Raw genomic sequence first — 14,147 nt, forward strand, 5'->3', positions numbered from 1 at the left:
ATTCCTCACAGTTGCCCTTCACAGCCGCAAACATGAATTACTTTGCGTACCACCTCTTTCATCGCCTGTTTTGCTGGTTGCATATAGTGGCGGGGATCATTGGCTTTCGGGTTTTGTAGGAAATACTCTTTTAAGGCGTCGGAGAAGGCGATTTTCAGTTCGGTGGCAACATTGACTTTGCATACCCCAAGGCTGATGGCCTGGCGAATATCGCTTTCCGGCAAACCAGATGCCCCATGCAATACCAGAGGGATATCCACCAGAGCGCGTATTTCTGCCAGTCGCTCAAAATCAAGTTTAGGTTCAGCGGCATACATGCCGTGTGCCGTGCCGATAGCAACCGCCAGCGAATCAATGCCGGTGCGCGCCACAAACTCACGTGCTTGCTGTGGATTGGTGTAAAGGGCATCTTTGCTGTCTACCACTAAATCATCTTCGATCCCACCAAGGCGGCCCAGTTCTGCCTCCACGCTGGTGTCGTAGCGATGGCAAAAATCGACCACGCTTTTCACCAGCGCCACATTCTCTTCAAAGGGAAAGTGGGAACCATCGATCATGACTGAACGGATCCCTGCCATAACTTTGCTTTCAATATCGGCTAACGATTCATGATGATCCAGATGAATGGCCAGTGGCAGATTGTATTCACGAGCCAGATCGCCCGCGATCGCCACAATGTTACCCATTCCGGCATAGCTAAACGTGCCTGGTGTTCCGGCAACGATCAGCGGTGAGCGCATTTCTGCGGCGGTTTCTACCACCACCTGCAAGGTTTCCAGGTTATGGATGTTAAAGGCTGGCACGGCATAGCCTGCATGCTGGGCCTTCTGGAGCATATTTTTACTGGAAATAATGAACATAGTGGTCTCCGTTTATAACTTTCGAAATTAAAGTCCAAAATAAAAATAACCTTCGTTTTGAAAGTAATGTAACGATCATTGCCACACATGATTGTGATCATCAACACAAAAGCAGGATAATTTTTCTTAAATGAAAGCAAAAGTGTGGATTTAAATTTTTTTTTGTAAGTAAATAGGGGATGTGAAAATTATATAATTGATTGATTTTATTGTGATGTTTCCCATTGAGCATTCGGTGACGTGGTGCAAAATTGACATCCCCTGTCAGAAGTTTAAAAATGAAAGTTAAAGCACGGGATAACTTCCCGACGAAGCGGAAAAAAAGGGTATGTTGTGGCAAAACCATCTACCAGCCTGTTGAAAAGGCGTCTGGACATTGCCGAAATCGTCCGTAAAAACGGCGAAATAAAAGTAGACGATTTGGCTGAAATGTTATCGGTTTCAGGGGTAACGATCCGTAATGATCTCAATTACCTGGAGCAGCAAGGCTATCTGAAACGCTCCTTTGGCGGAGCGATTTACACGGCCCAACCCGTCAGAGCAGCGGTAAGCCATGAAGTGGTGCAGTCGCAGGCGTTAGAGCATAGCGTCGAGCTTGAACTGGCTAAGCAAGTTGCCCGTCTGGTCTGCGACGACGATACCGTGTTTCTGGGGGCCGGAGAGGTGTTGCGTAAAGCGCTTCCTTTCCTGGGCGATTATCGGGATCTGTGCCTTATCATCAACGATCTTAGCCATGTTGCACCGGCCCGTGATTATATCGATGGTGAAATTGTGTTGTTGGGCGGTGTACTGGGGCGCAGTGGTCAGGCGCTGGGGGGCGAAATCGCCATCCAATCTTTGCAACAATTTCAACCGTCATGTTGTCTGGTGATGGTGGACCATATCAGCGAGGATGGCACGCTCAACGTGAAAAACGAAAGTGCAGCTGCTTTGCTAAGTGAATGCCTGCGCCTTAGTGGACAGAGTATTGCCGTGGTGGCGCAGCGTCCGATTCATGATGTGGCGCGTTATCCGGTAGGAAAACTGAATACGCTGAGCGCGATTATTACGCCACAGATTGTCGCCGCTGAGTACCACTCACGGTTTCTGGCCGACGGCTTAACCAACAGCTATACCAATAACGAATGTCTGACCTGGATAAACCCGACCCTGCATCAGGCAAGATGAAGGACAACGCATGAACATAACAATCGCAACATTGGGTGAATTGCTCGTCGAGTTTCTGGCAAAAAAAGAGAACCAAGGATTTTCCTCACCGGGGGAATTTTGGGGGCCGTATCCCAGTGGGGCGCCTGCCATATTTGCCGATCAGGTTGCTAAACTTGGTTTTCGTTCATTGTTGTTTAGCTGTGTTGGCAACGATGCCTTTGGCGTTATGAATATTACCCGATTGTCGCGCGATGGCGTAAATGTACAGGGAATTTCCGTACTGCCGAACGCCACAACAGGTAGTGCTTTTGTCAGCTACCGAAGCCAGGCCCAGCGAGATTTTATTTTCAACATGCCGGACAGTGCGTGCGGTTTGCTGAGTGCCGACCACCTTGATGAAACATTACTCAGGCAATATCGCCACTTTCATATTATGGGATCGTCATTATTTTCCTTTCGTTTGATCGATGCCGTACGCAAGGCGATTAGCATTGTAAAAGAAAATGGTGGCACAATTTCTTTCGATCCTAATATCCGTAAAGAGATGCTAAAGATCCGCGAAATGTCGCAGGCCTTTGAATATATTCTTGATTACACGGATTTCTTCCTGCCAAGCGATGGCGAACTGGATTATTTCGGCCTGAGCAAATCCCGCGATGAAGAGAAAATTGTCGCAAGGCTTCACAAGCGTGGAATTGCCCATGTCATCATTAAACGTGGCGCCCGTGGAGCCAGTTACTATTCAAAAGACGAACAACATCATGTGGCTGGGTATCCGGTGAAGGTGGTTGATCCTACAGGCGCTGGCGATTGCTTTGGCGCAACCTTTGTCAGCCTGTTTCTTGCGGGATATTCCGTACCCGATGCTTTAGCCCATGCTAATGCCGCAGGATCGCTGGCTATCTCTGCGCGTGGGCCGATGGAAGGCACGTCCACGCTGGCACAAATTAAAGAATTGATGAGGCAGCAGAATTAAGTAAAGGTGATTAATAGGCTGTCGTTATATTCGACATACCTCAAATTGCATGTGCTGCGACTCAAATTAGTGAGAAACGTAAGGTTGCGCCTGGCATAGAATTTCAATTTATTGAATTTGAATGGTTTTATGGTGGGTTAGATGTTTTTGCCATATCCGGTATGAACATGGCGCAGTTTATCAAACATATGAAAACATGGCCCTTAAGCCATGTTTTGCGAGGCGCTTTCCAGAATAGATCAGGTCACAGGTGCCGGGTTAAACACTGCCAGCTGGTTATGCAATCCCCATTGATCTGAGAAAGTCTTTTTCCGGCCGCTGGCGACATCGAGAATAAAGTGAAATAGCTTCCAGCCCACATCTTCGATTGTCTCTTCACCCGTGGCGATGGTGCCTGCATTGATATCCATTAAGTCATACCAGCGGTTCGCCAGCTCGGTACGCGTCGCCATTTTAATGACCGGCACCGCCATCAGCCCGTACGGCGTGCCGCGTCCGGTGGTAAAGACCTGTACGGTAATGCCGGAAGCGACCTGCTGCGTGCCGCAGACGAAATCGCTGGCGGGCGTCGCGGCGTAAATCAGGCCGCGTTTGGTGGGGCGCTGGCCCGGCGACAATACTTCGACAATGGCGCTCTTACCCGATTTAGCGATAGAGCCCAGCGCTTTTTCCACGACGTTCGCCAGGCCGCCTTTTTTGTTGCCGGGGGACGGGTTAGCGCTGCGATCGGTTTTCCCCATATCAAGGTAGTTATCGTACCAGGCCATTTCATCCAGTAGGCGTTTACCCACGGCTTCGTTGATGGCGCGCGGCGTCAGAAGATGAATGGCATCGCGCACTTCGGTGACCTCCGAGAACATGACGGTCGCGCCGCAGCGTACCAGCAGATCGGAAGCATAACCCACCGCCGGGTTTGCCGTGACGCCAGAAAACGCATCGCTGCCGCCGCATTGCATCCCGACGACCAGCTCGGAGGCCGGGCAGGTTTCGCGCTGGCGCTGGTTCAGTTTCGTCAGATGGCGTTCGGCGACCCGCAAAATATCGTCGACCATTGATTTAAAGCCGACATGCTGCTCGTCCTGTAAACGCACAATACTGGCGCTTTCAACGGCGATGGCGGGAACATCCTCGGTGCCTTCCAGCAGCCGTTCCGGCTGCAGTTTTTCGCAACCGAGGCCAATCACCATCACTTCGCCGCCAAAATTGGGGTTGAGCGCGATATTATGAATCGTGCGAATCGGCACGACCGCCGCCGGCGCGTTGATTGCCACGCCGCAGCCGTACAGATGGTTTAGCCCTACAACGCCATCGACATTCGGGTATTTGGGCAGGAGATCGCGCTCAATCACTTTCACCACATAATCGACCACGCCCGCCACACAGTGCACGCTGGTGGTAATGCCAAGCAGATTTTTGGTGCCGACGCTGCCATCGGCGTTACGATAGCCCTCAAACGTATAGCCTTCCAGCGGCGGCAGCGGTTCCGGTACTTTGGTCGCCAGCGGTAGCGTATTCAGCGGCGGCGCTTTTGGCAGTTCAACCAGCGACTCGTCGATCCAGCTTCCGCGCGGGATGTCGCGTACCGCATAACCGATGACTTCGCCATAACGGATGATTTCGTCGTGAGCGGGGATATCCGTCAGAGCGACTTTATGGCCTTGCGGAATATGTTCAGTCAGTTCCAGGCCATCCGGAAAACGTGTTCCGGCTTTAAGGCCGTGGTCATTAACAATAATTGCGACATTATCGGTTTCATGTACTTTTATATAAAACGCCGATGGCGATTCCTGGCGAATTTCGATATTGGCCATTGTTCAACATTCTCCAGCCTGGATGATAGAAATAGGATTATCTATTTTGGTTATGGTTAAATCGTTAAATCTCAATATAAGAAATAAAGTTCATGCATAATGAAATAAGAATGACAGGAGTATAAATATAAGAATGTGATCCAGATCACCGCAAATTATGAAATTTTTTATGTAGGCCGGGTAAAGCGTAAATGTGTGCATTAGCGCCCAGTATCATGGGCGTATGCTCAAAAATAAGCGTTAAATAATCCCTTTTTAATGAGCGTTTGCACAATGATTATCCGACATAGGCTGTTTATACTGAATGGCGAATTCAGTGTATCTGACGAGTTATTTGAAAATACCATGATAATAATAAAAGACGATAAAGATATCAGAACGGTATATTGTGCTACAGGATGTGTACCACATTAGAAATAGAATGCGGAGACCCATTCTGATTTCAGATAAGCATTTTATTGTCGTTGCTATAAGTTATGGTGGCGGCATCACATGTAGAGAATTAAAGAAATAAGCGAAGGTATAAGCGATGAATAACGCTATTTTCCCGAATAAGTTTAAAGCGGCGCTGGCGGCGCAACAGGTGCAGATTGGCTGCTGGTCTGCACTGGCAAGCCCAATCACCACCGAAGTTCTTGGTCTGGCGGGATTTGACTGGCTGGTGCTGGATGGCGAACATGCGCCGAACGATGTGACCACCTTAATTCCGCAGTTAATGGCATTGAAAGGCAGCGCCAGCGCGCCTGTGGTACGTGTGCCAACCAATGAACCGGTCATTATCAAACGGATGTTGGATATTGGGTTTTATAATTTCCTGATCCCCTTTGTTGAAACGCAAGAGGAAGCGGCTCGCGCCGTCGCCTCGACGCGCTACCCGCCGGAAGGCATTCGCGGCGTCTCCGTTTCTCACCGCGCGAATATGTTCGGTACGGTGCCTGATTACTTTGCGCAGTCGAACAAAAACATCACCATTATTGTTCAAATCGAAAGCCAGTTGGGTGTCGACAATGTTGATGCCATCGCCGCAACGGAAGGCGTTGATGGCATTTTTGTCGGCCCAAGCGATTTGGCCGCCGCGCTGGGTCATCTCGGCAATGCTTCTCACCCTGACGTGCAGCAGACGATTCAACATATTTTCGCCCGCGCTAAAGCGCACGGTAAACCGTGCGGCATTCTGGCGCCGGTAGAGGCGGATGCCCGCCGTTATCTGGAATGGGGCGCGACCTTTGTCGCCGTTGGCAGCGATTTAGGCGCATTCCGCGCCAGCACGCAGAAGCTTGCCGACACCTTTAAAAAATAATCCTGGTATGGAAAGAGAGAACGCTATGACGATGAAAGTTGGCTTTATTGGCTTAGGCATCATGGGTAAGCCCATGAGCAAAAACTTACTGAAAGCAGGGTATTCGCTGGTGGTGTCCGATCGTAATCCTGAAGCGATTGCTGACGTCATTGCCGCAGGCGCGGAAACGGCCTCTACGGCGAAGGCGATCGCTGAACAGTGTGACGTCATCATCACGATGCTGCCTAACTCTCCGCATGTGAAAGAGGTTGCGCTGGGCGAGAACGGTATCATCGAAGGCGCGAAGCCAGGAACCGTATTGATTGATATGAGTTCTATCGCGCCGCTGGCAAGCCGTGAAATCAGCGATGCGCTGAAGGCGAAGGGCGTTGAGATGTTGGATGCGCCGGTCAGCGGCGGCGAGCCGAAGGCGATTGATGGCACGCTGTCGGTGATGGTGGGGGGCGATAAAGCCATTTTCGACAAGTACTACGACCTGATGAAAGCGATGGCGGGTTCCGTGGTGCATACCGGCGATATCGGCGCAGGCAACGTCACAAAACTGGCTAACCAGGTGATCGTGGCGTTGAATATCGCCGCCATGTCTGAAGCGCTGACGCTGGCGACTAAAGCGGGCGTCAATCCGGATCTGGTCTATCAGGCGATTCGCGGCGGTCTGGCTGGCAGCACGGTACTGGATGCGAAAGCGCCGATGGTCATGGACCGAAACTTTAAGCCAGGTTTCCGTATCGATCTGCACATTAAAGATCTGGCGAATGCGCTGGATACCTCCCACGGCGTTGGCGCGCAGCTCCCGCTGACCGCCGCCGTTATGGAAATGATGCAGGCGTTACGCGCGGATGGACACGGTAATGACGACCATAGCGCGCTGGCGTGCTACTACGAAAAACTGGCGAAAGTGGAAGTCACTCGCTAACGACGTTGTGCCCGGATGGCGTGTAGCGATCCGGGCCTGAATTTCAGGCTGGATAAGTGAAACGCCATCCGGCGTTGTGCAGTAACAGGCTACCACTATGAAAATCGTAATTGCCCCCGACTCCTACAAAGAAAGCCTTTCTGCCGCCGAGGTAGCGCAGGCGATAGAAAAAGGATTTCGGGAAATTTTCCCCGATGCGCAATATGTCTCTGTTCCGGTTGCCGATGGCGGCGAAGGAACGGTTGAAGCCATGATTGCCGCGACGCAGGGCGTTGAACGCACCGCATGGGTGACCGGGCCGTTGGGTGAAAAAGTGAAAGCCTGCTGGGGAATGTCCGGGGATGGTAAAACCGCGTTTATTGAAATGGCGGCGGCCAGCGGACTGGCGCTGGTTCCACCAGAAAAACGCAACCCTTTGATTACTACCTCGCGGGGAACGGGGGAGCTGATATTGCAGGCGCTGGAAAGCGGCGCAAGCAATATCATTATCGGCATTGGCGGCAGCGCGACAAATGACGGCGGCGCAGGGATGATGCAGGCGTTAGGCGCAAAACTGCGCGATGCAAACGGCGCGGATATCGGTTACGGTGGCGGAAGCCTTCATTGTCTAAGCGACATTGATATTTCAGAGCTCGATCCCCGTTTAAAACTCTGCGCGATTCGTGTCGCTTGCGATGTCTCTAATCCTCTGATCGGCGACAACGGCGCATCACGAATTTTTGGGCCGCAGAAAGGCGCGACCGAAGAGAACATTGTTGAGCTGGACAGAAATCTTGCTCACTATGCCGACATCATAAAAAAATCGCTGAATGTCGACGTAAAGGCGGCGCCCGGCGCAGGCGCGGCAGGCGGTATGGGGGCGGCGTTAATGGCTTTTCTCGGTGCGGAATTACGCAGCGGGATCGAAATTGTCACGGCGGCACTGAACCTGGAGGAGCATATCCACGACTGTACGCTGGTGGTGACGGGAGAAGGGCGGATTGATAGCCAAAGTATTCGCGGTAAAGTGCCGATTGGCGTCGCGAATGTGGCGAAAAAATATCATAAGCCAGTGATTGGCATTGCCGGCAGCCTGACGCACGATGTAGGGATAGTGCATCATTATGGCATCGACGCTGTCTTTAGCGTACTCACGCGCATCGTGACGCTGGAGGAGGCTTTTCGGGGCGCTTTTGACAATATTTATCGGGCATCCAGAAATGTTGCTGCCGCTCTGGCGATAGGAATGCGCAGCGCAGGGTGACAAAGTCACGCGAACCCTCTATACTGCGCGCCGAAGCTGACCAGACAGTCGCCGCTTCGTCGTCGTCCTTTCGGGGAGACGGGCGGAGGGGAGGAAAGTCCGGGCTCCATAGGGCAGGGTGCCAGGTAACGCCTGGGGGGGAAACCCACGACCAGTGCAACAGAGAGCAAACCGCCGATGGCCCACGCAAGTGGGATCAGGTAAGGGTGAAAGGGTGCGGTAAGAGCGCACCGCGCGGCTGGTAACAGTCCGTGGCACGGTAAACTCCACCCGGAGCAAGGCCAAATAGGGGTTCATAAGGTACGGCCCGTACTGAACCCGGGTAGGCTGCTTGAGCCAGTGAGCGATTGCTGGCCTAGATGAATGACTGTCCACGACAGAACCCGGCTTATCGGTCAGCTTCACTTCTTCATAAAACCCGCTTCGGCGGGTTTTTGCTTTTACAGGGCGGCAGGATGAATGACTGTCCACGACGCTATGTCCAAAAGAAAGCGGCTTATCGGTCAGTTTCACCTCTTCATAAAACCCGCTTCGGCGGGTTTTTGCTTATCAGGCCGGTGAAGGGTATAGAGGTTGCAGAAGACGCCAGCGTCACCATCCGGCAATTAATTGACAGCCATGGTGACATAATATTATTCGTTTTTGTGATGAGAAACACAAAACGCTATGGATTGCGCTCTTTTTAGTTGAAGTGAAAAGTAATCGATTTCTTTCACAAAATTACATCCTGAAAAACAGCAAGAAAGCGGTGTAAATTATTTGTTGTAAATGAAAATTAAATGTATGAAATATTTTGGTTAAAATTTTATTAAATGTTTCTTTACAAACAAATAAGGTAAAAAAATGTGACGCGTAACGGTTTTTAAGCGCATTTACCTTCGGTTTATACTTAAATTTGAGAAATTACGTTTTAAATTTAATGCTGGAATTGTCGATAAAATGTCCCGTAATTGATTGAAATATCGTCTTCATGGGATGTCGAAAATAGGAGATAAAATAGGCTGGTTATCGCCATAATATATCGTTATCCCGACCCTATTTTTTGATTGAAATCAGGCTAAGTTGCTGTTTTGTTTTTGTAACTCATTGAAGTAATGGGTTTTCTTTATTTAATAAAGACCATGTAAAAACTGCGGTAAGTTAATTTGTGAGTGGTCGCACATAACCTTTAAGATTTAATTTGCTACACTTCCTGCCGTTCACAATGTTATTTCAGAGCGGTAGATATGAATACTCTTGTTCTCCCTAAAACACAGCATTTGGTGGTCTTTCAGGAAGTCATTAGAAGTGGTTCTATCGGTTCTGCCGCAAAATCGTTAGGGTTAACCCAGCCCGCCGTCAGTAAAATCATTAGCGATGTTGAGGCCTATTTTGGCGTTGAGCTAATTGTACGCAAAAATACCGGCGTTACGTTGACCGAAGCGGGACAGGTACTGCTTTCCTGGTCTGAATCTATCACCCGCGAAATGAAAAACATGATCAACGAGATGAACAGTATGACGTGCAATACCGTTGTCGACGTCTCGTTTGGCTTTCCTTCGCTGATTGGCTTTACCTTCATGTCCGATATGATTCATAAGTTCAAAGAGGTCTTTCCAAAAGCGCAGGTATCCATGTACGAAGCCCAGCTCTCTTCATTCCTGCCGGCCCTGCGCGACGGGCGGCTGGACTTTGCTATCGGTACGCTCAGTAATGAAATGCAGCTACAGGATCTGCATGTCGAGCCGCTGTTTGAATCAGAGTTTGTCCTGGTAGCCAGCAAGTCCCGAACATGCACCGGCACCATCACACTGGAATCGTTAAAAGACGAACAGTGGGTGTTGCCGCAAACGAATATGGGCTACTACAGCGAATTACTCACCACTCTACAACGAAATGGCATCAGCATCGAAAACATTGTTAAAACAGATTCCGTTGTCACAATATATAATCTTGTTCTCAATGCTGATTTCTTAACTGTTATTCCCTGCGATATGACCACGCCTTTTGGCTCTAATCAATTTATCACGATACCAATCAAAGACACGTTACCCGTCGCACGTTATGCGGCGGTATGGTCTAAAAATTATCGTATCAAAAAAGCTGCTTCAGTATTAGTAGAATTGGCTAAGCAATATTCATCATATAATGGATGCAGACGCAGGCAGTTAATAGAAATTGAATGATATGGAATAAACATATTTAGCGAAATTGACGCCACCTGGTTCTTTTGAACAGTGGGCAACGGTAACTTATTTTTAATACCCAGGTTAAGAGGTTATAATGCACATTACATACGATCTCCCGGTTGCAATTGAAGATATCCTCGAAGCGAAAAAAAGACTGGCGGGGAAGATATATAAAACGGGAATGCCTCGCTCTAACTATTTTAGTGAACGTTGCAAAGGCGAAATATTTCTCAAGTTTGAAAATATGCAGCGTACGGGTTCATTTAAAATTCGTGGCGCTTTTAACAAACTTAGCTCGTTAACGGAGGCGGAAAAACGTAAAGGCGTCGTGGCCTGTTCCGCAGGTAATCATGCACAGGGCGTTTCTCTTTCTTGCGCAATGCTGGGTATTGACGGCAAAGTCGTGATGCCGAAGGGCGCGCCAAAGTCAAAAGTGGCGGCCACCTGTGATTATTCGGCGGAAGTGGTGCTCCACGGTGACAACTTCAATGACACCATTGCTAAGGTGAGTGAAATTGTCGAAACCGAAGGCCGCATTTTTATTCCGCCTTACGACGATCCAAAAGTCATTGCCGGACAGGGCACTATTGGTCTGGAAATTATGGAAGATCTGTACGATGTCGATAATGTCATCGTGCCTATTGGCGGCGGCGGTTTAATTGCAGGTATTGCCATTGCGATTAAATCGATTAACCCGACCATTAAAGTTATCGGCGTACAGGCCGAAAATGTTCACGGTATGGCGGCGTCTTATTACACTGGTGAAATAACCACGCACCGAACGACCGGCACCCTGGCGGATGGTTGTGATGTCTCCCGCCCGGGTAATTTAACCTATGAAATCGTTCGTGAATTAGTCGATGACATTGTCCTGGTTAGCGAAGATGAAATTCGTAACAGCATGATCGCTTTAATTCAGCGCAATAAGGTTATTACTGAAGGCGCTGGCGCTCTGGCTTGCGCCGCACTATTAAGTGGGAAATTAGATAGCCATAATCAGAACAGAAAAACGGTCAGTATTATTTCTGGCGGCAATATCGATCTTTCTCGTGTATCACAAATTACGGGTTTAGTTGACGCTTAATCTTTTCGTGAGGATAGGATATGAGTACTACTGATAGCATTGTATCCAGCCAGGCAAAACAGTCGTCATGGCGTAAATCGGACACGACGTGGACGCTGGGTTTATTTGGTACCGCCATTGGCGCCGGGGTGCTGTTTTTCCCTATCCGCGCCGGGTTTGGCGGGCTTATCCCCATTCTGCTGATGCTGGTTTTAGCTTACCCCATTGCGTTCTATTGTCACCGGGCGCTGGCGCGTCTGTGTTTATCCGGATCTAATCCGTCCGGCAATATTACGGAAACGGTCGAAGAGCACTTTGGTAAAACGGGCGGGGTAGTTATCACGTTCCTTTACTTCTTTGCGATTTGCCCGCTGCTGTGGATTTATGGGGTCACCATTACTAACACGTTCATGACGTTTTGGGAAAATCAGCTGCAGATGCCAGCGTTGAATCGCGGTTTCGTGGCGCTGTTCTTGCTGCTGCTGATGGCTTTTGTGATCTGGTTTGGTAAGGATCTGATGGTTAAGGTGATGAGTTACCTGGTATGGCCATTTATCGCCAGCCTGGTGCTAATCTCATTATCGCTGATTCCTTACTGGAACTCGGCGGTTATCGATCAGGTTGATCTCAGTAATATCGCGCTGACCGGGCACGATGGCATACTGGTTACGGTGTGGCTGGGAATCTCTATCATGGTGTTCTCCTTTAACTTTTCGCCCATCGTCTCTTCCTTCGTGGTGTCTAAGCGGGAAGAGTATGAGAAAGAGTTTGGCCGCGAATTTACCGAGCGTAAATGTTCACAGATCATCTCGCGCGCCAGTATGCTGATGGTCGCCGTGGTGATGTTCTTCGCCTTTAGCTGCCTGTTTACGCTCTCTCCACAGAACATGGCGGATGCGAAAGCGCAGAACATTCCGGTACTTTCCTACCTGGCCAACCATTTCGCCTCTTTGTCGGGGACAAAATCTACTTTTGCAACGGTGCTGGAGTATGGCGCGTCTATCATCGCGCTGGTTGCTATTTTCAAATCTTTCTTCGGTCACTACCTGGGGACGCTGGAAGGGCTGAACGGCCTGGTGCTGAAATTCGGTTATAAAGGCGATAAAACCAAAGTTTCTATGGGCAAGCTTAATACCATCAGCATGATCTTCATTATGGGGTCTACCTGGGTCGTAGCTTACGCAAACCCGAACATTCTGGACCTGATTGAAGCGATGGGCGCGCCGATTATCGCCTCGCTGTTATGCCTGCTGCCGATGTACGCCATTCGTAAAGCGCCGTCGCTGGCGAAGTACCGTGGTCGTCTGGATAACGTGTTCGTCACCCTGATTGGTCTGCTGACCATCCTGAATATTGTCTACAAATTGTTCTAATCCTCACGTTTAGCCTGCGTTCCGCCCCAGGGCGCGGACGCAGGCTGACATCGACGGAGGCACTACATGAATGAATTTCCGGTCGTTCTGGTCATTAATTGCGGATCATCTTCTATCAAATTCTCTGTACTGGATGTCGCTACCTGTGATGTTTTAATGGCGGGAATAGCAGATGGAATGAATACTGAAAACGCCTTTTTATCTATTAATGGCGATAAGCCGATAAACCTCGCGCACTCTAATTATGAGGACGCGTTAAAAGCCATTGCCTTTGAGCTGGAAAAACGTGATTTAACGGATAGCGTGGCATTAATTGGCCACCGTATCGCGCACGGTGGAGAGCTATTTACGCAGTCCGTCATTATTACCGATGAGATTATCGATAATATTCGTCGGGTATCACCTTTAGCGCCGCTGCATAATTACGCTAATTTAAGCGGCATTGACGCGGCGCGGCGCCTTTTCCCGGCCGTGCGTCAGGTGGCGGTATTTGATACCAGTTTCCACCAGACGCTGGCACCGGAAGCCTATTTATACGGATTGCCGTGGGAGTATTTTTCCAGCCTGGGTGTGCGTCGCTACGGCTTTCACGGTACGTCGCATCGCTATGTTTCGCGGCGCGCGTATGAACTGCTTGACCTTGATGAAAAAAACTCAGGCCTGATTGTCGCGCATCTGGGCAATGGGGCGTCTATCTGCGCGGTACGCAATGGTCAGAGCGTGGATACCTCAATGGGGATGACGCCGCTTGAGGGGCTGATGATGGGCACTCGCAGCGGCGACGTTGATTTCGGCGCGATGGCGTGGATAGCCAAAGAAACCGGGCAGACGTTGAGCGATCTGGAGCGAGTGGTGAATAAAGAGTCCGGTTTGCTCGGCATCTCCGGGTTGTCATCCGACCTTAGAGTCCTGGAAAAAGCCTGGCACGAAGGACATGAGCGCGCCCGGTTAGCGATAAAAACATTTGTCCACCGTATCGCCCGTCATATTGCCGGACACGCGGCATCGTTACATCGGCTGGATGGCATTATTTTTACCGGCGGTATTGGTGAAAATTCAGTATTAATTCGCCAGTTGGTAATTGAACATTTGGGCGTACTGGGGCTTACGTTAGACGTTGAAATGAATAAGCAGCCGAATTCTCACGGCGAGCGCATTATTTCCGCTAACCCTTCTCAGGTTATTTGCGCTGTTATTCCCACGAATGAAGAGAAAATGATTGCCCTTGATGCCATTCATTTAGGCAACGTGAAAGCACCAGTGGAATTTGCATAACTTAACGGTTGTT

At 49.8% G+C, this 14,147-nt stretch carries 11 protein-coding genes and 1 other RNA gene; 10 read left to right on the top strand and 2 right to left on the bottom strand.

Features of this window, described 5'->3' with window-relative positions:
• Positions 1 to 5 precede the first annotated feature (5 nt).
• Positions 6 to 860, bottom strand: coding sequence for a tagatose bisphosphate family class II aldolase (locus tag ACLJNW_RS07980; RefSeq protein WP_000469985.1), 855 nt, complete (start codon positions 858 to 860; stop codon positions 6 to 8).
• A gap of 333 nt (positions 861 to 1,193) precedes the next feature.
• Here ACLJNW_RS07980 and ACLJNW_RS07985 point away from each other — a divergent pair, with 333 nt between their 5' ends.
• Positions 1,194 to 2,027: a DeoR/GlpR family DNA-binding transcription regulator gene (locus tag ACLJNW_RS07985; protein ID WP_001118368.1), complete on the top strand. Its 834-nt coding sequence runs from the start codon at positions 1,194 to 1,196 to the stop codon at positions 2,025 to 2,027.
• A gap of 10 nt (positions 2,028 to 2,037) precedes the next feature.
• Positions 2,038 to 2,985 carry a sugar kinase gene (locus ACLJNW_RS07990; protein ID WP_001027807.1) on the top strand — a complete coding sequence of 316 codons (948 nt, stop codon included), beginning with the start codon at positions 2,038 to 2,040 and terminating at the stop codon, positions 2,983 to 2,985.
• 239 nt (positions 2,986 to 3,224) lie between these two features.
• Here the strand turns inward: ACLJNW_RS07990 and garD are convergent, their stop codons facing one another.
• Positions 3,225 to 4,796, bottom strand: coding sequence for a galactarate dehydratase (gene garD, locus ACLJNW_RS07995; RefSeq protein ID WP_024154688.1), 1,572 nt, complete (start codon positions 4,794 to 4,796; stop codon positions 3,225 to 3,227).
• A gap of 529 nt (positions 4,797 to 5,325) precedes the next feature.
• Between garD and garL the strand changes: the two genes are divergently transcribed.
• The 8 genes from garL (at position 5,326) to tdcD (ending at position 14,134) form a co-directional block, all read left to right on the top strand.
• Positions 5,326 to 6,096, top strand: coding sequence for a 2-dehydro-3-deoxyglucarate aldolase (gene garL, locus ACLJNW_RS08000; protein WP_001057715.1), 771 nt, complete (start codon positions 5,326 to 5,328; stop codon positions 6,094 to 6,096).
• Positions 6,097 to 6,121: 25 nt separating this feature from the next.
• Positions 6,122 to 7,012 carry a 2-hydroxy-3-oxopropionate reductase gene (gene garR / locus ACLJNW_RS08005; protein ID WP_000178106.1) on the top strand — a complete coding sequence of 297 codons (891 nt, stop codon included), beginning with the start codon at positions 6,122 to 6,124 and terminating at the stop codon, positions 7,010 to 7,012.
• A 97-nt stretch (positions 7,013 to 7,109) separates the two neighbouring features.
• On the top strand, positions 7,110 to 8,255 hold the full coding sequence (gene garK, locus ACLJNW_RS08010) for a glycerate 2-kinase (protein ID WP_000706464.1): 1,146 nt from the start codon (positions 7,110 to 7,112) through the stop codon (positions 8,253 to 8,255).
• Between the two features lie 32 nt (positions 8,256 to 8,287).
• Positions 8,288 to 8,662, top strand: an RNA gene (rnpB, locus tag ACLJNW_RS08015) — RNase P RNA component class A.
• An 819-nt stretch (positions 8,663 to 9,481) separates the two neighbouring features.
• The gene (tdcA, locus tag ACLJNW_RS08020) at positions 9,482 to 10,420 is read left to right on the top strand and encodes a transcriptional regulator TdcA (protein ID WP_001094907.1); all 939 of its coding nucleotides are present in this window, start codon (positions 9,482 to 9,484) and stop codon (positions 10,418 to 10,420) included.
• Between the two features lie 97 nt (positions 10,421 to 10,517).
• A complete protein-coding gene (tdcB, locus tag ACLJNW_RS08025; protein WP_024154689.1) occupies positions 10,518 to 11,507 on the top strand; it encodes a bifunctional threonine ammonia-lyase/L-serine ammonia-lyase TdcB in 990 nt (329 codons plus the stop codon).
• Positions 11,508 to 11,527: 20 nt separating this feature from the next.
• A complete protein-coding gene (gene tdcC / locus ACLJNW_RS08030; RefSeq protein WP_000108129.1) occupies positions 11,528 to 12,859 on the top strand; it encodes a threonine/serine transporter TdcC in 1,332 nt (443 codons plus the stop codon).
• A gap of 66 nt (positions 12,860 to 12,925) precedes the next feature.
• Positions 12,926 to 14,134: a propionate kinase gene (gene tdcD, locus ACLJNW_RS08035; protein ID WP_001001857.1), complete on the top strand. Its 1,209-nt coding sequence runs from the start codon at positions 12,926 to 12,928 to the stop codon at positions 14,132 to 14,134.
• The last annotated feature ends 13 nt before the right edge of the window (positions 14,135 to 14,147 follow it).

The organism is Salmonella sp. SAL4457 (assembly GCF_046548235.1).
Lineage (GTDB): Bacteria > Pseudomonadota > Gammaproteobacteria > Enterobacterales > Enterobacteriaceae > Salmonella > Salmonella enterica.

Excerpts from the sequence above, each read along its gene's own strand:
- ACLJNW_RS07980 (WP_000469985.1), bottom strand. The coding sequence starts at position 860 with ATGTTCATTATTTCCAGTAAAAATATGCTCCAGAAGGCCCAGCATGCA.
- ACLJNW_RS07990 (WP_001027807.1), top strand. The coding sequence starts at position 2,038 with ATGAACATAACAATCGCAACATTGGGTGAATTGCTCGTCGAGTTTCTG.
- garD (WP_024154688.1), bottom strand. The coding sequence starts at position 4,796 with ATGGCCAATATCGAAATTCGCCAGGAATCGCCATCGGCGTTTTATATA.
- garL (WP_001057715.1), top strand. The coding sequence starts at position 5,326 with ATGAATAACGCTATTTTCCCGAATAAGTTTAAAGCGGCGCTGGCGGCG.
- garR (WP_000178106.1), top strand. The coding sequence starts at position 6,122 with ATGACGATGAAAGTTGGCTTTATTGGCTTAGGCATCATGGGTAAGCCC.
- garK (WP_000706464.1), top strand. The coding sequence starts at position 7,110 with ATGAAAATCGTAATTGCCCCCGACTCCTACAAAGAAAGCCTTTCTGCC.
- tdcA (WP_001094907.1), top strand. The coding sequence starts at position 9,482 with ATGAATACTCTTGTTCTCCCTAAAACACAGCATTTGGTGGTCTTTCAG.
- tdcB (WP_024154689.1), top strand. The coding sequence starts at position 10,518 with ATGCACATTACATACGATCTCCCGGTTGCAATTGAAGATATCCTCGAA.
- tdcC (WP_000108129.1), top strand. The coding sequence starts at position 11,528 with ATGAGTACTACTGATAGCATTGTATCCAGCCAGGCAAAACAGTCGTCA.
- tdcD (WP_001001857.1), top strand. The coding sequence starts at position 12,926 with ATGAATGAATTTCCGGTCGTTCTGGTCATTAATTGCGGATCATCTTCT.